General features: G+C 48.0%; 10 protein-coding genes. All 10 read right to left on the bottom strand.

All coding sequences use genetic code 11. The features are described 5' to 3' along the window. Nucleotides 1-13 precede the first annotated feature (13 nt). The 10 genes from DW947_RS05655 to DW947_RS05610 all read right to left on the bottom strand — a co-directional run bounded on the left by DW947_RS05655 (nucleotide 14) and on the right by DW947_RS05610 (nucleotide 21,243). Nucleotides 14-2,791 (bottom strand): SusC/RagA family TonB-linked outer membrane protein, encoded by a 2,778-nt coding sequence (locus DW947_RS05655; RefSeq protein ID WP_117588435.1) that lies wholly within the window; start codon nucleotides 2,789-2,791, stop codon nucleotides 14-16. A 34-nt stretch (nucleotides 2,792-2,825) separates the two neighbouring features. Continuing rightward, nucleotides 2,826-4,799, bottom strand: a complete 1,974-nt coding sequence (locus DW947_RS05650; protein ID WP_117588434.1) for a RagB/SusD family nutrient uptake outer membrane protein — start codon at nucleotides 4,797-4,799, stop codon at nucleotides 2,826-2,828. Nucleotides 4,800-4,810: 11 nt separating this feature from the next. Further along, nucleotides 4,811-7,942 (bottom strand): SusC/RagA family TonB-linked outer membrane protein, encoded by a 3,132-nt coding sequence (locus DW947_RS05645; RefSeq protein WP_117865944.1) that lies wholly within the window; start codon nucleotides 7,940-7,942, stop codon nucleotides 4,811-4,813. 297 nt (nucleotides 7,943-8,239) lie between these two features. Further along, the gene (locus tag DW947_RS05640) at nucleotides 8,240-9,319 is read right to left on the bottom strand and encodes a glycoside hydrolase family 18 protein (protein WP_229077977.1); all 1,080 of its coding nucleotides are present in this window, start codon (nucleotides 9,317-9,319) and stop codon (nucleotides 8,240-8,242) included. A 40-nt stretch (nucleotides 9,320-9,359) separates the two neighbouring features. Continuing rightward, nucleotides 9,360-11,675: a glycoside hydrolase family 3 C-terminal domain-containing protein gene (locus DW947_RS05635; protein WP_178291849.1), complete on the bottom strand. Its 2,316-nt coding sequence runs from the start codon at nucleotides 11,673-11,675 to the stop codon at nucleotides 9,360-9,362. A gap of 490 nt (nucleotides 11,676-12,165) precedes the next feature. Then, nucleotides 12,166-13,899 carry a glycosyl hydrolase family 18 protein gene (locus DW947_RS05630; RefSeq protein ID WP_117588431.1) on the bottom strand — a complete coding sequence of 578 codons (1,734 nt, stop codon included), beginning with the start codon at nucleotides 13,897-13,899 and terminating at the stop codon, nucleotides 12,166-12,168. A 272-nt stretch (nucleotides 13,900-14,171) separates the two neighbouring features. Continuing rightward, nucleotides 14,172-15,431 carry an MFS transporter gene (locus DW947_RS05625; RefSeq protein WP_117963476.1) on the bottom strand — a complete coding sequence of 420 codons (1,260 nt, stop codon included), beginning with the start codon at nucleotides 15,429-15,431 and terminating at the stop codon, nucleotides 14,172-14,174. Nucleotides 15,432-15,484: 53 nt separating this feature from the next. Then, nucleotides 15,485-16,216, bottom strand: a complete 732-nt coding sequence (locus DW947_RS05620) for a 6-phosphogluconolactonase (RefSeq protein ID WP_005833056.1) — start codon at nucleotides 16,214-16,216, stop codon at nucleotides 15,485-15,487. A gap of 22 nt (nucleotides 16,217-16,238) precedes the next feature. Next, entirely contained in the window at nucleotides 16,239-17,180 is a 942-nt protein-coding gene (locus tag DW947_RS05615) for an ROK family protein (RefSeq protein ID WP_005833057.1), read from the bottom strand. Between the two features lie 130 nt (nucleotides 17,181-17,310). After that, a complete protein-coding gene (locus tag DW947_RS05610; RefSeq protein ID WP_117963475.1) occupies nucleotides 17,311-21,243 on the bottom strand; it encodes a hybrid sensor histidine kinase/response regulator transcription factor in 3,933 nt (1,310 codons plus the stop codon). Between the last annotated feature and the right edge of the window lie 64 nt (nucleotides 21,244-21,307).

Below are 21,307 nucleotides of genomic sequence, written 5' to 3'. Positions count from 1 at the left end.
AATGTATTTTTAATTAGAAAGTTAATGTGACACCGATGTTGACACCCTTGAACATGGGATATGCCGTCGAAAGTACCTCGGCATCCATAGCGTCGACGTTGTCGAAGGAAAGAAGGTTCTCGCCCTGAACAAACACCTTGGCTGCGCTAAGAGAGAGCTTCGAGAGCACCGTTGCAGGAACTTTATAGTAAACCTCGATGTTACGCATCTTCAAGAAGTGGACAGGTTTGTACCATACGTTGCTTGCCTGGCTGTTGTTGCTGTTGTTCTGAGTTGTCAGACGTGGGTAGAGAGCGTTGTCGCCAGCCACATCCCAGCAGTTGTTGTAGTAGTCCACTGAAAGGTTGCCGTTGTCGGCCATACCACCCCATATGGCTGACGGCAGATACTTCATGTAGTTGCCAGTGCCCTGGAACCATGCGTTCAGACCGAAACCTTTATACTCAACACCGACATTGAAGGCATAGTTGAGTTCAGGGATGCCAGTAGCACCATCGAGACTGGTCACATCGAACTCGTTGATTACCTGGTCACCGTTGAGGTCTTGGTATTTGATGTCACCAGGGCTTACGGTAGAGTATTCCTGACGATAGCTGGCATCGATGTCGGCCTGATTCTTGAAAAAGCCTGCCGACTTGAGTCCCCATGCCTCGTTTACACGGTGGCCTACAGGGTTGCTCAGCGGATAAGTAGGTGTGCCGATATACTTGCTCACCTCATTGCGTGCCCACGACAAGTTGGCGCCCAAGTTGAGATTGAGGTCGGAAGTGATCTTCTTCGCATACTTGGCGCTTAACTCAAGACCGTAACTCTTGACTTCGCCAACATCGTTGTATGACGACTGTATACCCACCACCGATGAATTCTCATAGTTTGCAGAGAGCATGATGTGGCTGCGAAGCTGGTAGAAAGCATCCACAGAGATGTCAAGAGCATTTGCCAGACGAAGGTCGGTGCCCAAGTTGAAGCTCGTAGATGTCTCCTGCGAGAAATCGGTGGTCGGGAAGGAGCCAAGCGATGCGCCCCATGTAGCGCCATAGTTGTTGCCGATAACCACATAACCGTGCGTAACATCCCATGTAGGAAGCCACATGCCATAGGTAGGCATATAATCGGTATGCTGGATGCCGGCCGATGCGCGCAACTTACCGTAGTTGAGCAGACCCTCGTTGTTGTCAGCGTAAATCCAGCCGAGCGACAATGTGGGTGAGAATGCCCACTTGGAGGGATAGGTACGGCTGGAGCCGTTACCCGCAAGCACAAGGTCGGCAACGTAGCGGTTCTGAAAATCGTAGTGGAAGACTCCCATGATGTTCTGACGATAGTAGGTGTTTCCACGTCCGTCAGTGCTCGAACCACTGTTATCATAAAGAACGGCAGCATTGAAGTGGTCGTTGTCGAAGAACGAACGTTTGTAGTTGAAACCCAGGGTAGCTTTTGCTTTCCACCACTGGCCGGCATTCCAGTTACTGAAGGTGAGGTTGGTCTCCTTGTTGCCGAATGTGTTCAGGGCTACGTTGTTCTTGTCACCAATGGCACCGGTGTAACGCTCATAGCCATACTGGTGTGACTTGTGCGAATTCTCCGCGTAAATCGACGAATTGGCATAACCGGCACTGACAAATACGCTCAGGCCATCGAGCAGGAAGTCGAGCTTTTGCGACAGCTTGGCATCCACCCACAGCTGGCGCTGATGGGTCTTGTAGAAGCCGGACTCCTGAATCTTGGCAATGGGGTTGGCATCACCGTACGCCTCGTTACCACCCCAGATACCTGTTGAGGTCTTGTAGGGGAAAGCACTTGCCGGCAGGTCGTAGACAGCAGCTGTAGCATCGTCAGCATTGAGGTCTGAGGGCCGCTTGCTCTCCTGGAACATACCGAAGAGGTTCACCGACATGAGAGTCGTGTTGGTGAGGCTGAAGTCGAGGTTGGTACGGATATTGGCCTTCGACTGGCGCAGCTGCGCATTGTAGTCTGCCTGCTTGGTATCCTTGAGAGCACCGCGCACATCGGTATAATCGATATGGGTGTAGTATTTCACCTTGTTCGTACCTCCGTACACCGAAACGTATGCATGGTCTTCCTCGGCAGTGTTCTTGAAAGTAAGGTCGCGCCAGTTCACGTTAGGATAGAAGTACGGATCGGAACCGTCCTTGAAGAGGTTAAGCTCCTGCTCGGTGTATGCGGCAGAGAGTCCGTCATTGCGACGGGCACGATTGAAAGCGCTGGCATATCCGTAACCGTCCACCATGTCTGCGAATTCAGGGTCGAACTGGAACTTATGGCTGTAGCCCACCTTGACACGTGTCTTGCCTTCAGCGCCACGCTTTGTCTTCACAAGTATAGCGCCATTGATACCCTCATGGCCAAGAAGTGCCGTGGCGGCAGCATCCTTGAGGACGGTAACGCTCTCCACCTCCTCTACACTGAGGCGGTCGATGGGACGCTCATAGCCATCGACGAGGATGAGAATGCCGGTATCGTTAAGCGTGTGAAAGCCACGAATATTAAACGTGGCACCCTTATTTTCATCGCCTGAGAAGCCGCCTTGCGATAGAGCCGTGAGGCCCGGCAGACGTCCATAGAGGGCCTGGGCAAGGTTAGTTGCCGAAGTCTGCTGCAATTCTTCGCCTGTGATTGTGGTAGCGGAAGCGGTGCTGAGGAAATTGCTTATTTCCACACCGTAACCCAAATCATAGGCATTTGCATTCTTGTCGTTGAGTTTTACCTGCGCATTTGCCGTGAGAGAGGCAACGGCAGTCGCAAGCATCAACATTCTATTTATATTCATATTCTATAAGTCTTATTGATGTTTAAAATCTGGATTACCAACCCGGGTTCTGGTTCAGGCCATAGCCCTTGTTGATTTCATCACGTGAAATAGGCGTGAGATACCATTTGTCAGTCCACTTGCTCGTCTGGTCGTCAGTATCCCACCATACGCGGATATTGTTGGTACAAGGTATCTTCTCATAGATACAGTTCGGCCAAGGTTCACCGGGTTCAAGGCTCGTGTTGCCATTGTAGTCGGCAGGATTCATCTTGTTGCCGTTGGCATCCTTGCGCCATACACGTAGCTGGTGTACCTGTTTCTTGAATATGTCAGACCTCTTGTAGCGGATGAGGTCATACCAGCGGGAGTCTTCATAACCGAACTCGCAAGCACGTTCCTTAAGGAGCTGCTCGATGAAGTTGTCCTTATTGGCAGTTAGGTTGAGCTCCGGATTCATGGCCTCTACCTTGCCAAGACCTACGCGTGCGCGCACCTTATTCATTTCGTCGCAGGCTTTCTGCAGATTGCCTGTCTGTGCGAGTGCTTCAGCGTAGCAAAGGTGAATGTCAGCCATACGCAGATAAGCAAAATTGGTCGGATAGTATGCTGCATAGCCGTTGTCGCGGAGATACTTGAACAGTTTCATGCGGGTAGACCATGGATTGTCGGTAACAGCAGGATTGAAGGTCTGGTCGACATTACCGCCTTGCCACATCTCGGTGCTCGAAAGCCCCTGATATTGCTCGACAAGATTGTTGCGATTCACTACCATTGTCTCGTAGAGACGCGGGTCGCGATTGACAAAGATATCTACGTTGTTGGGGTTATCAGTATTGAACACGTCATCGTAAGGGAAGTTACGACCGTCTGCCATACCAAACATTTCCATATATTCGAGGGTGAAGAGAGCCATACCGAACTCATCCATACCTTCTACATTCCAGTCACCATTCCAAGCGTTTGTGCCCAAACCGGCATGCACTTCAATCACCTTCTCGCTGTTACCACGAAACCAATAGGCGGCACGGAAAGCGTTGCAATAGTCTTGTTCACTGTCACCAGTGGGCTGTACAAGGGCGAAATAGTTGCCGTTGGTACTATTGGCCTGGAAGAAATCCTCACAAGCCTTCAGTGCTTTCTGCCAAAGTTCGGACTTGTAACCGCCGGTCCATACCTGGTTGAGGTCCTGATTCTCCTCGTTGCGGGTGAATTCTAGATAAGGTTTGTCACTGTTAAACAGAGGCGAAGCCACGAAGTTCCACAGTCTTACACGCAGACCATAGGCCGAGCCTTTGGTCAGACGTCCGGAATTGGTGGCCTGATCCTGCACAAAGAAAGGAAGACCCGGCTCGTCGATGGCGGCCTGGATAAGCTCATCAATGAACTCTGCTGTCTGGATTACGCTCATGCGCCTACCGTCTACAACATCAGCAGCCAAGTATGAGCGGTCAACTTTCGGAAGGCCTCCGAAGTTGCGGAAAGCATCGAGATAGCGCGATGCCATGATGACATACACCTCGCCACGGAGCTGGCTCTTCTCAGATTCGCTCAGGTCAGGAACACGATCGATGTTCTCGATAAAAATCCAACCCTCACGGATGGTACGCCAGATACCTGCACGGTTATTGCCGTCGCCGTTGGCGATGAAAGGGAACTTGGCGAAACCACCGTTATCCTGGTCGGTCTCGGTGAGGTCACCACCGTAGTACTTTCCGAGATTGTGCCATCCGCAGTACGACTGGCAAATATCGGTCAAAGCATCGGGGTGAGAATACCATACTGCACCTGTATAGGTGAAAGGATTGTGCATGGCACCGTACATGTGCCAGAGGAAACGCTTTGCATTCTCTCCCTTGACAAAGATGGAGTCTACGGTCACGTCGACACCCGGCTGCTTGTCGAGGAAGCCATTTCCGATGTTGATATCATCGACACAGGAGCCCAGCGACCCCATCCCCATCATGATACTTGCTACATATATAATAATAGTAGCAGTTCTTATTTTGAGTTTCTCTATAAGATTCATTGTCTTGAATGTTAGAAGTTTAAGTTGATACCGAAGTTATAAACACGGGTCATAGGATAACGTGTGCTACCATAGCCGGCTTGTGCCTCCGGGTCATTGGCCTTGAAGCTTGTGAAAGTAAGGAGGTTATAGCCATTGGCATAAACACGGATGTTGTTGATGGGCACACCGGGTATGCGGAACGAATAACCAATCTCAAGGTTCTTCAGACGGATATACGATGCATCGACCATCCATGGGTCTGAAAGTGAGCCGTTATGCTCGCGTGCCGATTTCTCAAGAGAGATACGCGGCAGGCTGGCACCGGGGTTATCCTCAGTCCAGGAGTTGTCATAGACCCATTTATTGAGCATGGACTGGTTACCCGTACCGAAGGCCGGAGTATAGAAAGAACTGAGCTGACGGTTGACGTGGGTGGCACCTACCCAAGTCATGGAGAAGTCGAGACCTTTCCAGTTGAGCGTTGCGTTTATGCTACCGGTATACTCAGGAATATCGCTGTAGCCGATAGCATGTACATCGTTGGCATCCACCTTACCATCACCTGTGAGGTCAACGAATACGCTGTCACCAGGACGCAATGTAATCTGCTGGTCCGGCATGTCCACACCGTAAACTTCCTTGTAGCGCTGTTCGGTTTCACCGGGAACATAGAACTCAAAGAAGTCGTAGCCGAAAGGCTGACCTACAGGATGACCGGTACGGTACATGTGCGGGAATTCCTTCTTCACTTCTGCCATTTCCACCACCTTGTTGCGTGCGAAAGCGAATGTAGGAGCTATCGAGTAGTCCACTTTACCTATCTTGTCGGCCCAGCGCAGGGTCATTTCATAGCCATGGTTCTTGACACGGCCAAAGTTGATGGAATTGGGCTTGAGAGCGGAAATACCCGCGATGGTTGTTTCGTTGGAAACGAGGATGTTCTTGCGGTCTTCCCAGAAGAGGTCGACACCGAGACTCAAGCGATCTCCAAAGAAGTGTACATCGGCACCATAGTTCTGCTTGGTGGCTGTTTCCCAAGTAACATCGGGGTTACCGTTGCTGGATTCGCGTGCACCGGGCATGAACACACCGTTGTTGGTACCGAAGTTACCTGTACGGTCGTTGGTCCACCATGCACCACCGTTGTTGGTGTAGAACTGCCATGTACCGGGCAGATAGAGGAAGCGGCCGACACCCTGGTCATTACCTACTTTACCGATAGAACCGCGAAGTTTAAGATAAGAAACCACCTTGCGGATAGGCTCCCAGAATTTTTCAGAGGAGATGATCCAGCCGAGAGAAGCAGAAGGGAAAAAACCAAAGCGTTTACCTTTGGCGAAGTTCTCTGAGCCATTATAGCCCATATTGAGGTCTATCATATACTTAGTCTGGTAGTCGTAAGTGACACGGCCTACCATACCTACATAACCACGGGGGATAGAATTATAGACACCGCCAGGATAGTAGTTTTTAGATTCATTATAAAGAACGAGCGCACCGAAATTGTGGTCACCGAACTTGCGGGTATAGTTGAGACTCGCCTCTGCATACCAGTTCCTGCCCCCCCATTTCTTCTCTTCATAGCCAAGAGGCCATGAGTCACCCTGACGGACATAAACCACCTTTGGAGCACCGTCTTCCTCGTATTCACCCTTAGCGATGGTGGCCTTGTAGCTGATACCACCGGAAGTAGTACGTGCTTTCTGCTGTGTATAGTCAGAGTTGTAGGAACCCTTGATACGGAAATCAAGCCCTTTGGTGATAAAATCGAGCTTGAGCTTGTACTGAAGGTCGAGGTTTACGACATTCTGGCGTTGAACAGTATAACCGTGCTGGTAGATAAGACCGAGACCATCGGAGCCAACCGCGCCAACAAGGTCAGGGTCGGAAACAATGCGATGTCCCTCACTGTCAAGACCGTAGCCTGACATTGGCGTACCATTGTTGAGAAGACCTTCCACGCCAAAGACACCCGACTGACCGTTATACTCACCATTACCGATAGAGTTACGTCTGCCGATGCGGCCACCGATACCGATGGAAAGCGTGCTCAGCTTAGAGAAATCCACATCGAGGTTGGCGCGGAAGTTGTAACGGCGGTATTTGAAGTTTGTGTCATCGCCTTGGTCGAAGGTTTTGAAAAGGCCGTCCTGATTGAGCATGCCGACGGAAACGAAATAGCGGGCACGTTCAGTACCACCCGACACATTAATATTATATTGTTCCTGCCATGCGTGGTCATTCATCAAGTACTTGAACCAGTTGGTGCTTGGATAAACGGTAGGCATATCCATATCCTTCCAGTGCTGTATAGCTTCCTTCGAGAACTTCCATCCGTCCTCGGCTACTCCTTCCACTTCCTGAGCATGATTGTAAGCCGTTGCATACTCGTAGGAGTTTGCCGGCTCAAGGAATTTGGAAATCTGCTGAAGACCTACTGAAGTGGTCAGTGTGATGGCAGGCTTGCCTACCTCGCCGCGACGTGTTGTAACGAGAATAACGCCGTTGGCACCACGCACGCCGAAGACTGCCGTAGCGGAAGCGTCCTTAAGAATAGAAATGTCCTGCACCTCGTTCGGGTCTATCTGGCTGAACTCACGCTCTACACCATCGACAAGCACAAGAGGTTCGGCGCTGTTGAACGAACCGATACCACGGATGCGGATAACAGGGTCGTCGGCACCGGGAACGCCGGTATACTGCACCGACTGGAGTCCCGGAAGCTTACCCGAAAGGGTATTGCCAAGCGATGCGGCCGGCGATTTGAGAAGTTCCTTACCTCCTACGTTGGAGACAGAACCCGTCAGCGTCACTTTACGCTGCTGGCCATAGCCGATGACAACCACTTCATCAAGCAGTTCATCATCCGATTCCATGACAACATTAAGAGAAGCTGATGTCACCTTTACTTCTTTCGACTTGTAGCCGACATACGAAAACACCAAGGTTGAACCCTTGGGAACTCCCGACAAAACATAGTTGCCACCGCTATCCGTTATCGTGCCTTTCGACTTGTCTTTAGTCTGCACGGTAGCCCCGATAAGTGGCTCGTTCTGCTCGTCAGTAACACAACCTTGCACTTTTAAAAGATTTTGTGCGAAGGACACTCCCGGTAGCAACAAAGCCAACAAAAGGAGATGTAATCTGCATAACTTTCCCATTAGCATTAGAATTAGAATTAAATAAAATCATTAGTGTTAGAACTTCTGCAAATGTATTAATGAATCTTTCCAATAGCGGGTAAAAAATAACATTTGAGGTTTAAAATACGACATAACATCGCATAAGTTTAAAAACTATCAAGAAGGTTTAAAATACATCATACCCCCCAGAAAGCATACTGCCTAAAAAAAGAGAGTCCATCTAACTTCTTAGTTGTTAGACAGTCCCGTTTTTCTACCAGAAAGCACCATTCCTATATTAAAGCAATCTACTGATATATATAGCTTATATAGTTGTCAGTTAGATTTAACAAAAAGTTTATTAGCTATAGTCTTATGAAGCGTGTCGTTACTGTCATCGCCGGCATCGTCCCAGAACATGGCTCCAAGAAGTTCGTTTTCGAGAATATAATCACATTTCAAACCTATTGAGCGAGCGTTGTCGTAGCTGAGGACAAAACGTCCATTCTTGTCGGTCACATAAGGGACCTTTGCCTCGTCGTCCCAACAGTTGGTGTACCCCGAGGGCACCTTTACATTCTTAAAATCTGTGGAGTGGTCGTAAATATCGGTTCCATGACCATAAAAAGGCATACCGAGCACAAGCATCGATGCGGGCACTCCCTTGGCACAGTGCGCCTTGACCGCCATGTCACAGTTAAACCATCCGGGGAATTTTGAAGACTGATATAGGGGAGCATTGTGCTTAGGAGGATTCTCCATGTCGTACGCCATGATGTTGACAAAGTCAATATAGGGCATAACGCCTTCAAAATCGATGTAATCGGCAGAGCATACTGTTGCGAGCGTCAGAAGCTTGTTGCTTCCTATAGCCTGACGAATGTCGCGCATCATCAGGTTGTAGTTGCGAGTGTCGTCGGGTGACGAAGAGATACCTGCCATGTTACTCGTAGGAAATTCCCAGTCTATATCAATGCCGTCGAGACCAAACTCATCAATCACGCGCTTACAGTCGGCAGCAAAAGCGAGGCGATTGTCGGCATCTGCTGCCATCTCACTGAAGTTGCCACTGCCCCAACCTCCTATCGACAAGAGCACCTTCAAGTGGGAGGCTTGCTTCTTCAAGGCAACAACCGACCTCAGACGTTCCTCGTTGGAGATTCCGATACCACGGAATGTTCCCTGCACATACCCGAAGGCATAATTGATATGGGTAACATATTCCGGCTTCACCTCATGATTTGACCATGATGTAACATAACCGACAACTATTTTGTCGGTAGAACCAGGAATGGGATTTGGCTCCTCTATCACTGGCTCGTCCGGAAGAGATGGAAGTTCTTTCAGCTCATCGCCCTTTGAAGAGCATGATATCATCGAAACAATCATGAGCAGTATCATTGAAAAGTTTTTCATAATAAAATAGTATTAGTTTATATATAAAAGAGTTATTCAATTACTCCGGTTCATTAAGAGACATTGTTGGTTTCAATACGTCATTAACTTTTTTAGTAAATTCTTTAGATAACCAATAAGCTCCTATACCACGGATATCTTCAATGGAAGCACCAAATTTTACAATATATTTTCCTTTGGCACTTACCCAACTTTGTATACTTTCGTCAAAAGAAGCCAAATCGTAGTCGGATACATTGAATATCAGTATTTCACTCTCACCAGGTTGCAATAGTTTAGTTTTAGCAAAAGCTTTCAATTCACAAGCTGGTTTTTCCAGTCCACCGGCAGGAGCGGAGACATAGAGTTGAACGCTTTCACGCCCTGCCACTTTACCAATATTCTTTACGCGGATACTAGCTTTGAAACCTTTACCGGTAGCTTTTACAACAGAATTGTCATAAGAAAATTCCGTGTAGCTCAATCCGTAACCAAAAGGATAAGAAACCGGTCTGTTTACAGTATTAAAATAACGGTAACCGATATTGATACCTTCTTTGTGCAGAGTATAGTCTATATTTTCACGTCCGGCACTACCTCTTTGTCCTTTATATCCATTGAGTGGAAAGTTACGTGAAGAAGGATGATCCATGACAGTGATAGGAAAAGTCATGGCCAGCTTTCCTGATGGATTTTCTTTACCCAGCAATACATCTACTACAGAGTTTCCTCCTTCCTGACCAGGCTGCCATGCCAACAGAATAGCATCGGGAAGACTTTTCCATGAAGCAGTTTCAACAACACCACCCACATTGAGCACTACAATCACCTTCTTGTCAAGGGCATGAAAAGCGTTGCAGAGGTCACTTAGCAGATTCTGTTCAACTTCACTCAGATTAAAATCGTTTTCAATCGTGCGGTCATTACCTTCTCCAGCCTGACGACCGATGGTAAGGATAGCCACATCAGCTTCCTTGGCTTGATAAACGATACAATCTTTGCTGACAGGCATTTCCAGTATATCCTTTTCTTCACCATAATAACCTTGAGATTTGCCACGGTCGCAACGGTTCTTGGCACGTTGGTAGTCGAGGTATTTATTATATAGCTCTTCCAGATTTCCTGTGGTTTCAAATTCGGCATTATTAAGGCCTTGTTGCATATTCACAACATAAGGCTTAACGACATTACCCGAACCAGTGCCACCTGCCCAAAAGTTGTAAGAGGTACAACCGAAGAGTGCGACTTTTTTCACGTTTCTCAATGGCAATGCGCCATTATCGTTTTTGAGCAACACCATACCTTCGGCGGCCGATTGGCGAGCAAGGAGAGCGTGAGCTTTCAGATCTGGGTTATCGCTATATTTATATCCTCTGAAATGAGGGGTTTTAACAATGTAGTTCAGCATTCGTTTTACACAAATATCAATGTCTGCCACAGAAAGTTGGTTGGTCTTCACTTTGTCGAGAAGGTCATCCACTTGCTTTTGCTCGCCCGGCTGCAGGTGGTCATTGCCGGCATGTATCTGGGCAGCAGTGTTGCGAAGCCGAATCCAGTCGCTCATTACGATACCGTCGAACCCCCATTCGTCACGTAAAACGGTGGTCAGCAGTTCGTAATTTTCCTGGGTATAAGGACCGTTCAGACGATTGTAGGAGGACATGATGGTCCATGGGTGGCTTTCTTTCACAGCTATTTCAAAACCTTTCAGGTAGATCTCGCGCAGCGCGCGTTGGGAAACAATCTCGTTTACTTCCGTACGATTCGTTTCCTGGCTGTTGACGGCAAAATGCTTCGGACAAGCTCCTACACCATTACTTTGGACACCGCGAATATAGGCAGCGGCAATTTTGCCAGTCAATACAGGATCTTCAGAGAAATATTCATAGTTACGACCACAAAGCGGTGAACGGTGTATGTTCATCCCCGGTGCCAACACAACATCTACGCCATATTCCAAAATCTCATTACCTATTGCCTGGCCGATGGTTTCTACCAGCCCTGTGTTCCACGAGCAGGCGAGCAGAGAACCTATGGGAAATCCTGTGGCATAATAATTCTTCTTGCTATCTGGACGCGTCACAACAACAGCACCGGCAGGACCATCGGCAAGTCCGGTGGCAGGAATACCCAACCGGGGAATTACCTGAGTAAATCCGGAAATACTGGAATCCATCACACGAGGAGCCTTATCCAGCTTCTCATATCCTCCAAAAAGATAATCGTTACGCCCCACCAGAAGATTTACTTTTTCTTCCAAAGTCATGGAATCTACAATCTGATCAATATTATCGACTCGCAAAGTCAATGATTGGGCATTTACATGCCCGGTGCAGGAAAACAATAGCGCACCCACAATTAAATTTCTCACTTGCATAGCTTTTATATTAAAGTTTTTTTTGCGCTATAAAAGTAAAGTACAACATGTGGAGCGAGGTTGACAATTAGTCATATAAGGTATATTATTTATCAAAAAAGTCTCTTACCAGCATCATCATACTAATAAATAGCCATTCCCCTATTCCAAATGCCTTTTGAACGGGGCATTCCTCCGACATCGAGGAGCAAGGGGCTCGGCACCGGGGAACACCCCCTTTGGCACCGAGGAGCGGCATGGAGTATCTCTCTAACAAGGAATCAAAGATACCGTACAATGACTGCAAATGGTATTTGAAACGTAAATCGAAGATGAAGAAATAAAACAAAGCTCCCGTATCGTGGCCTGACAACAAGCACGATACGGGAGATACTAAATACCTATTACAAACAATTACCTTAACGATAATCCGTTACCTGAAAAACTATTCTATAAAAAACAACCTGTCCATACTTTGTAAGCCTCTGTCATTTGGAAGCTCGGGCACACGTCATTTACCCAATGTCCACGAAATGGCATTGTGCAACATTGCGGTGAAATCATCCGACTTGAACAGCTTCGGGCTGTGCCCCATCTGGAAATAGACATTACGGGCCTTCACTTTTTCATTGACCCATACCACCGGATGGTCACCCATCTTCACATCCGAAGCAGGGGTATAGGTGAATTCGTCCACATTCGCCAATACACGTACATTGGGGCGCGGACTCTTGTCGTATGTGTACCACTCGTCATCGGGGAGGACGAACGAGGCATCCACATTCTTCATCACAGGGTGCTCCTTGTCTTCCACCACTACCGTGCCGTCGGCAAGCGGAGCAATGTAGTTACGGAAACGGATGCCCCCCATAAAATCGCTGAACCACTGCCACAAAGGATACCCGTCAAACTCTCCAAGCAACGTGGCATGATGGAAGCCTATCCAGCCGCCACGACCTTCATTGATGTAATCCACAAAATTCTGCTCCGCCTCCTTGGGCCATGTATAAGGCGGAAAGTCCAGCTGGATGACAAGATCCGTACCGTCCAGCACACTCTTTTGTGCCAAAAGGCCGGCATTGTTCAGCACTTGAATCTGCAGGTTCTGAACCTTACTTTCATCTACCAGCCATTTCAATGCTGCATCCGAGAAAGGCTTGTGTTGTCCGGCACTCTCAGTGAGTACCAATACCCGGTAGGTCTTATCATAAAAAGGCTTGCGTTCTATCAGGTTCTCATAGACGGTACGGCGCAAGTCACCCTGCTCGTTGTCTCCGTCATAATCCCAATACATACCTCCCAACAGGTTTTGCTTCAGAATATACTGGCACTTGATGGCCAATGAACGCGGATTCTCATAACCGAAAACGAGTGTATCGTTCTTATTCACCAGGTAAGGTACCCGGGCCGTCTCGTCCCAACATTCACGGAATCCTTTGGCATATCCCACCTTGTTGAAGTCTTGAAAATTGGGATATTCCTTTCCACCGCGGCCATAGAAAGGCATCCCCATCACCAGCTTGTCGGCAGGCACACCGGCAGCCAAATGAGCCTTCACAGCCTTGTCACCCGTCATCCGGCCACTGTTGTCCGAAGAGTAGAGAGCAGAATGGTGCTTAGGGGCATTTCCCATATCGTATGACATGATATTCACGAAATCAATATAAGGAAGAATAGCCTGGAAATCAATATATTCACCGGAAGCCACCGTAGCAAGGGTCAACAACTTCTTCGGGCCGATGGCCTTACGGATGTCCCGCATCAGTAATGTAAAGTTCTTCGTGTCGTCAGGAGAAGAAGAAATGCCGGCGGCATTACTCGTAGGATACTCCCAATCGATGTCAATACCATCCAGCCCATACTCTTTCACCACCCGTCGGCAATCTTTGGCAAATGCCTTGCGGTATTTCTCATTCGCGGCCATCTCACTGAAACGTCCGCTGCCCCATCCACCGATGGATAACAGTACATTCAAATCCGGCTTCTGCTTTTTCAATTCCACCATCTGTCTCAAGCGCCCTTCATTGGCAATACCTACACCATCAAAGGTCTCATCGACATGCCCAAAGGCATAATTAATGTGAGTCATGTACTTAGGGTCAGGAATAACGTGACTCCAGGAAGTAACATAAGCCACGACCACTTTACCGTCAAGCGCAGTTTTCAATTCATCTGCAGCCCTCAGATTGCCGCACGACACTAAAACTGCCAATACGGACCAAACAATCAATCTAAAATTTTTCATACTACTATTTATCAATATATTTTCTATATTCGTTGGCGGAATCAATCTCTTTTTCTCTTGTACCGGAAAGGGTCTGAACCGTACCCGGGCCGTGTCTCCTCCGTGTCTCCTCCGTACCTGCTCCACATAAAGGTACCTTTATACGGAGAAAGTACGGAGCAGGTACGGAGCAGATACGGAGCGGCCCCTTTTCAGGACTTCCCTCAAACGAAGTCTGAGCAGTGATTCATTCCACCAACAGGTTTTCCATGGTAATTACCGGCAAACAAAAATCAATCAGCTATCTGACGGACCCGTGAACCCATCAATGCATAATACAGCATAAACGCTTCTCCAAAGAGGACAATGAACCATGACCATCTCCAGCCTCCAAGAACATCGGCAAGCACTCCCTGCAACAAGGGCAATATGGCACCGCCTACCACTCCAATCATGAACACACCCGAAGCCACCGAAGTGTATTTTCCCAAATGGGCAACGGACAATGTAAAGATAGCTCCCCACATGATGGAATGAAACAGACCTACTGCCGTGAGCAGCCACGGATTATTCAGAAGAATAGCCAGCAAAGCAAGTACTCCTGCCGATACCGTAGTAACCGTCAACTGCACGCGAGGAGAAATCTTGCTCAGGCTGCTCCCCACCAGGCGGCCCACAAGCATACCACCCCAATAGAGCGTAGCCATCAGTGCCGGAGAAGCATAATCCATCTCGATGGCATACAGATTGATATTGGCCCCGATACAGACTTCCACTCCTACATAAAAGAAGATAGCCACCACGCCCAATGTCAGATGACGGAAGGACCATACACTTTTTTCCAGCTTTTCTCCCTTCTCTACCCTGGTTCCTTGGATATCGGGCAAAGACAATTTCATCAACAACAATACAATCAAAGAAATAACAGCCATCAATGCCAGGAACGGAACCATCAGCTGGTCAATCTGAATGTCCTCCATAGACAGACCGCCGAACACGACACCAGTCACGAAATAAGGAGCAAGCGTAGTTCCCACAGAATTGGCAGAACCGCCTATAGCCAAACGCTGAATGGACTGGGTACCCTTGACATGGCAAGCCGTCAGATAAGGATTTATAACCACTTGCAGAATGGTGGCCGAAGCCCCTACCACGAAAGAACCCAGTAAGAAAATCAAGAACCCTCCAGGGATAACATTATTTCCTGCATGCCAATTCGCTTCAGGAAAGTGTACTGTGAAATAGGAAGAGGCAAAGAACAAACCAAGCCCCACAATCATCACCAGCAATCCACGCATCAATGTTCCTTTATATCCGTATTTGCTAATCCACGACGAGCCTACCCCTCCACAAACCGGATAAGCAAGGAACCAGGAGAAAGTAATCAAAGTAGCAAAAGTATTTTTCAACCCGCCCACTTCCGAAAGAAAAGTTTCTTTCAGAGGACCCTGAAACTGAGTATTGGCAGTCGTAAGGAAACCTACAATAAAGAACAAGAACACCATCGTGATGAATGGCCCCATATAATTTATTTGTTTTTCTTGTTGTGTCATAGTATTTTGATTATTAATTCAAATAATTAGTTATCAGCCGCCTGCAAGGCGACTTAGCAGTTAAGCATGCTTGCCGCCGCCTCATCCAGCAGAAATTCACAGTTGGGATGAAGCTGAAGGATGGAAGCAGGAACATCTGTTGTCACAGGCCCTTCAAGCATCCGCTTGACAATATCCGCTTTATTAGTCCCTTTGGCAACCAGTACAATCCGGCGTGCCTGCATAATGTTCTTTATTCCCAAAGTAGCCCCTCCCAACTCTTTATCGGGAGGAGTACCCGTTTCTCTACGGATGCGTTCTTCCAGTTCCACATTCATCCGGGTCACCCATGCTTCACCGCCAAAGGGAGATTCCGGCTGGTTGAATCCCAGGTGTCCGTTCTCACCCAACCCTAAAATCAGCAAATCAATACCGCCACGGTTCGCAATTTCCTGCTGGAAATCCCTGCATGACTGTTCAAAATCACCAGAAATGGTAGGCAGCATCAAAAAATTCTCTTCCTTGATGCCCAATGTATCCATCAACTCCGTTTTCAGCATCGTGTAGCATGCTCCGGCATATTCGCGCGGCACATTCGTTACCTCATCCAATCCGAAGAAAGTAACGGTATCCACCTTAAACGGATATTTAGTATAGATTTCTCCCACCAACCGATGAAGATTGCCGGTAGTACGTCCCGTCGAAAGTCCTATCACACTCTCCGGTTCATTCAACATCTGCCCGATGATGCGCCATGCAGCCGTGCAGTCAAACTCCTTTTCATTCTTTGTTATTGTTATTTTCATATTCTTAATCATTAATTCCTAATCACATATTCATCGCCACCGCACCGGCCCCCAGAAGCCCGATAAATCCGGGATTCAGTTTCGTAATGACAACCCCGTTGCTGACAAAACGCATGGTCGTAGGATGAAGTTTCTCCAGAATCTTCTCGTGCATATATCCGTCGGCCACAATGCCTCCACCCAACACCACCGTGTCCGGGTCAATCACACGTACCAGATTCATGATAAGATTGGCAAGCGCCTCAGCTGCATTCTCCACCAGCACCGTACAGAGAGGGTCACCTTTCTGACTAAGTGCAAACACCTCACTCACAATCACCCGTTCCCCTTTTTCAGCCGGAATATGCAGGCCGGTCTCATACTGGTTGCGGAGCAGACGGGCACAATTGTCAAAACCTATGCCGGCAGCAATCGCCTCCACACAGTCCATCCGTCCACAACCGCATTTAATGCCTATGTTCACACCTACACGCACGTGTCCCACTTCGCCGGCATTGAAATGGCTGCCACGGATTTGTCTCCCATTTATCACCGTACCCACGGCAATGCCTGTACCTACATTTACGTATATAAAGTTTTTGGAAATTTGTCCGAATCCCCAGACACGTTCGGCTCTTGTAGCGCTCTTCACATCATTGTCTATATGGCAAGGCATGCCATATATATCCGACAGTTCCTTTGCCAACTCAATCCGCTGTGTCCTGCTCGGGTCAATCTGCAGCCAGACACCTTCGTTGGGATCTACACGCCCTATCAGCCCAACACCCATCGCTACCGGTTTCTGGTCATACCAGCCCACGGTACGGATATAATCATCGAGCGACGACTTGATGATTTCCAGCGCAGCCTGCTGATTAAAGTAACCGGAGTCATATTTCTTATACCTCAAAATGTTGCCACGGCTATCCATTTCGCCAATCAGCAACTTCGTGCCTCCTAAATCAAGACCTAAATACGTTTCCATTTTTTATATGCGTTTTTTAATATTGTTTACTGTCCACAATATTACGCACTATCAGGGAGACAAGGGTTTATTCTCTGACAAAAAAGGTTTAATACTTGTCAGCAGTGGTTCAAAAGCAGTCTTCATGGCTCTAAATTTTGCTGGGACTGGTACCAAACTGCTTTTTGAAGCATGTACTGAAATATTTCGGGTCAGAAAATCCGACCATATTCGCCACTTCCCCTATCGAATATTTCCGGGAAACCAGCAGCTCTTTTGCCTTGTTCAAACGGATAATGCGGATGAAGTCATTCGGTCCCTGCCCGGTCAGCGTCTTTATCTTATTGTAGACAGAAGTGCGGCTCATGCCCAGCATCCGGCAGAAGTCATTGATGGAGAATTCCGAATCGGACAACTCCTCCTCAATCACTTTCATAACCTTGTCCAGGAACTCCTTGTCCAACTGGCTGGTATAGTCTGTCTCTTCGGGCTGCGCATCCATCGCCAACACGGTTTCGCGCAAATGCTGCCTATTCTGAAGAATATTCCTGATACGCACTTTCAGCACAGACAAGTCGAAAGGCTTGATGATGTAGTCATTGGCACCGGCCTCCAGTCCGAAGATGATATTTTCCCTCTCACTCAGTGCGGTCAGTAATATAATAGGTATATGGCTTGTATCTACCGATGACTTCAGAATCCGGCACAATTCATCACCTTCCAGTACCGGCATCACAATGTCCGAGATAATGATATCAGGATTGATTTCCCTTGCCGTCTCCAATGCCTTTCCGCCGTCGGGCACGGCAACTACCTTATATTCGGAAGACAAGCTGTCCACCAGATACTCCCTCATATCCGCATCGTCCTCCGCCAGAAGAAGGACATTCTTCCCGGCACGTTCCGTTTCTTCATGCACAGCCCCGGTAGCGGCCTGAGCTTCTTCCCGGCCGTCAGCCTTCGCTTCCACCGCCACGCTCGCCTTTATCCTCTGCGGGAAAGTTACCGTAAACGTAGTTCCCTGCCCTTCCACGCTACTGAAAGAGATGGTGCCGTGATGCTGTTTCACAATGCGGCGCGTAATCATCAGACCGATACCCGAACCGGTTTCCTCAAAGTTCATGGCATTCTGGGCTCTATAATATTCGTGAAAAATATTGCCCTGCTCCTCTTTCGGAATGCCGATACCCGTATCCTTCACTTCAATAGTCCACTTCTTTCTTGCAGTCTTCACCAGTATATGGATGACTCCCTTCTCTGTATACTTCAAGGCATTGGAGAGCAGATTGTCTATGATATGATCCATCTTCTCCCGGTCAATCCAAACCTTGGGCATATCCGGCTCCACCTCCAACTCTATCCCGACGCTCTTCTGCATGGCGGCTAAATGAAACTCCGCCATCTTTTCCTCCAGATAAGCCTTAATGTCGTATGGAGAAACCTTCAGACACTCCTCGGCATGCAGTTCCGTTTTCTGCAACTCAAGCAGTTGAGTAATCATTCCCATCAGTTTTTCCACATTCTTCATTGCCACCGCAACGGTTTTCTTACCCTGCTCCGGAAGTCCCTCCTGCGCTTCGAGCTCGCTCAGCGGAGCCTTTATTAAAGTAACCGGTGTACGGATATCATGGGCTATACTGATAAAGGAACGTATCTTGTCCCTTATACGCCCCTCGTTCACCTTATGCCTCCTATACTGCACAAACATGTAGACAAAGACAGACAACAAGATGAAATAGAGGAGCAGCGCCCACCACGAAACCCAGTAAGGGTTATGAATGACAATGTCCAGACTTCTTTCTCCCACCTGCTGCCCGGTGTACTTATCAAATGCCCGCAAGCGGAATACATACTTACCGGACGAGAGATTCATATAGCTCACGTTCCGCACTGAATTGGAGCGTTCCCACTCCTCATTGTGATTTTCGAGCCTATACTCATACCTGATACGATGCGGGACTGCAAAGTTGATGGCAGAGAAGGAAATAGAGAAGGAGTTTTGATTATACTTCAAATCTATTTTCCGGGTATCATTGATATTCGTTTGCAAAAGAGAGCCTTTCATTCCCGCTTTGACCGATTCATAAAGCAGTTTAAAGTCTGTCAGAATCAGCTCAACGGGTGCATGAGTCCCCAAGTCCAAAGACGGGAGAAAGGAAAGAACCCCTTCTGCGGTGCCGAAAGCAAGACATCCATTCTTCAACTTAAGGGCAGCATTCGGATTGTAATATCCCCACCTGACATCCAAAAAATCATTGGCACTGATGATAATATCCCGGGAGCAGTCCAAGCAATACAATTCCTTCTCCGTACTGAACCAGATACGCCCTTCGTTATCCTCCAGCAGGCTGTTGATGGAATTGGAAACCAGATTGTCATCTACGGTATAGGCATGCGCCTCTTTCCCATCCGGCCCAACACGTATAAGGCCTTCCCCGTCTGTAGCCAGCCAGGTATCGCCGGATGAGGACTGCATCAGGCAACGGACAGGATAATGCAGAGAGATGTCTCCAAACGTCTGATGCCACTGCGTGTCTCCCGACTTCTTATCAAAGACGGCCAACCCGCTGCAACCGGCAATCAGTAATGAGCCCCCCTTACCCCGCTTTATGTCACCTATGCAATCAATCGGGTAATATGTATAAGTATCCGTCCGTATATCGTAACGGGTAAACTCTCCTTCAATACCACCGAACCAGACATAATCCCCTTCCGCATAAATGGCATAAACATAGTCGGTGGCCATTCCCTTCTCCGGATGTGCATTTCTTTTCTCTTTCTTCTGTACCCGTCCGGTCTGTTTATGAATACAATAGACACCGATACCATAGCCACCTACCCAGATGTTTCCCCCGGAGTCTTCGGCAAGTGCCAATACCACTTTGCCACTATATTCCGTACCGTCCAGATAGTGGGTCCATTTGCGTGACCGAGGTTGATAGAGGCTGACGCCGTTGTTTGTACCATACCAATAATCTCCCTCCGAGTCCTGAAACATCACATTTACATGGTCCGACTTCAGGGAATTATCATTATTGCGTTCGTGCCTGATTCTATAGACATCCGGCATCTCCGGATCCAGATAGCTGATGCCATTCGTAGAAGTGCCAATCCATACAACTCCGGATTCATCCACACAAATATCGGATACCGTATTACCACTCAAGCTTTTGTCATCATCCCCGTTATTCATATAATGGTTCAAAAGTTCTCCGGTAGCGACATCCATGCAAAAAACACCTGCACCGTCGGCTCCCACCAGCAGCAAATTATCCTTTGTCCTTGCAAACGAACGGATAGGTACATGAGGAATCCGGTCATTCAAGGAATGTATTTGCCCTTCGGGACCGTCAAGCACAAATACGCCGTTTGAAAAGGTACCGATGAACAGCTTCGCTCCGAAGACATAGAGCGATTCCACATGCATCTCTGTATGCAGGTCAACCGGCCTCGTCTCAAAAGACGAAGAACCTGCCGCTCCTGCCTTCGTCAGCCGGAAGACACCCTTGTCGGTGCCTGCAAAAAACACTTCATCTTCCATTTGGACCATGCAACGGACAGATTGCCCCTTCAATCCGGCAAAAGACAGTCCTGCACTTTCTTCCCAAGAATAAAGCCCCTTCGACATACACAACCACAAACGGTTTTCGTCATCAAACAGCATATTATACAATACCGGAGAAGGCAGGTAATCGGCCAAGTCCACACGCAATTGGAAAGAGTCCGTCAGTTTGTTGTATGCATAGATTTTTCCATTCTTCAATGCAACCCAGACAATACCCTCCTTATCACACATCATGGTAGTGGAAGACTGGATATTGTCCCTGGAATCAACCATTCCGTCCAGCTTGTAATGCTTGATTTCATTCCCGTCATAACGATCTATCCCGACATGAGTATACACCCAGACAAATCCGGCTGAATCCTTGTTTATCTGGAATACTTGCCGACTGCCCAATCCCTCCTTGATACCCAAGGTGCGGAATGAACCGGCAAACAAGTCAGCGGACAAAAAAACGAACACCCATAACAGCAGAAATGTACATGCAACGGATTTATATGGAAACGGATATGGAGCAGACATAGGTCATATATTGTTTTTCGGATGCAATATTACGCATAAATATAAAAAAAACGGTCGAAAAACT

Source organism: Bacteroides sp. AM44-19 (assembly GCF_003603395.1).
Classification (GTDB): Bacteria; Bacteroidota; Bacteroidia; order Bacteroidales; family Bacteroidaceae; genus Bacteroides; species Bacteroides uniformis.
The sequence above is the reverse complement of the archived record's forward strand: the minus strand, read 5'-3'. Positions and strand labels throughout refer to the sequence as shown.

Coding starts and splice junctions, on each gene's coding strand:
- DW947_RS05655 (WP_117588435.1), bottom strand. CDS start 2,791: ATGAATATAAATAGAATGTTGATGCTTGCGACTGCCGTTGCCTCTCTC.
- DW947_RS05610 (WP_117963475.1), bottom strand. CDS start 21,243: ATGTCTGCTCCATATCCGTTTCCATATAAATCCGTTGCATGTACATTT.
- DW947_RS05650 (WP_117588434.1), bottom strand. CDS start 4,799: ATGAATCTTATAGAGAAACTCAAAATAAGAACTGCTACTATTATTATA.
- DW947_RS05630 (WP_117588431.1), bottom strand. CDS start 13,899: ATGAAAAATTTTAGATTGATTGTTTGGTCCGTATTGGCAGTTTTAGTG.
- DW947_RS05640 (WP_229077977.1), bottom strand. CDS start 9,319: ATGAAAAACTTTTCAATGATACTGCTCATGATTGTTTCGATGATATCA.
- DW947_RS05615 (WP_005833057.1), bottom strand. CDS start 17,180: ATGGAAACGTATTTAGGTCTTGATTTAGGAGGCACGAAGTTGCTGATT.
- DW947_RS05635 (WP_178291849.1), bottom strand. CDS start 11,675: ATGCAAGTGAGAAATTTAATTGTGGGTGCGCTATTGTTTTCCTGCACC.
- DW947_RS05645 (WP_117865944.1), bottom strand. CDS start 7,942: ATGGGAAAGTTATGCAGATTACATCTCCTTTTGTTGGCTTTGTTGCTA.
- DW947_RS05625 (WP_117963476.1), bottom strand. CDS start 15,431: ATGACACAACAAGAAAAACAAATAAATTATATGGGGCCATTCATCACG.
- DW947_RS05620 (WP_005833056.1), bottom strand. CDS start 16,216: ATGAAAATAACAATAACAAAGAATGAAAAGGAGTTTGACTGCACGGCT.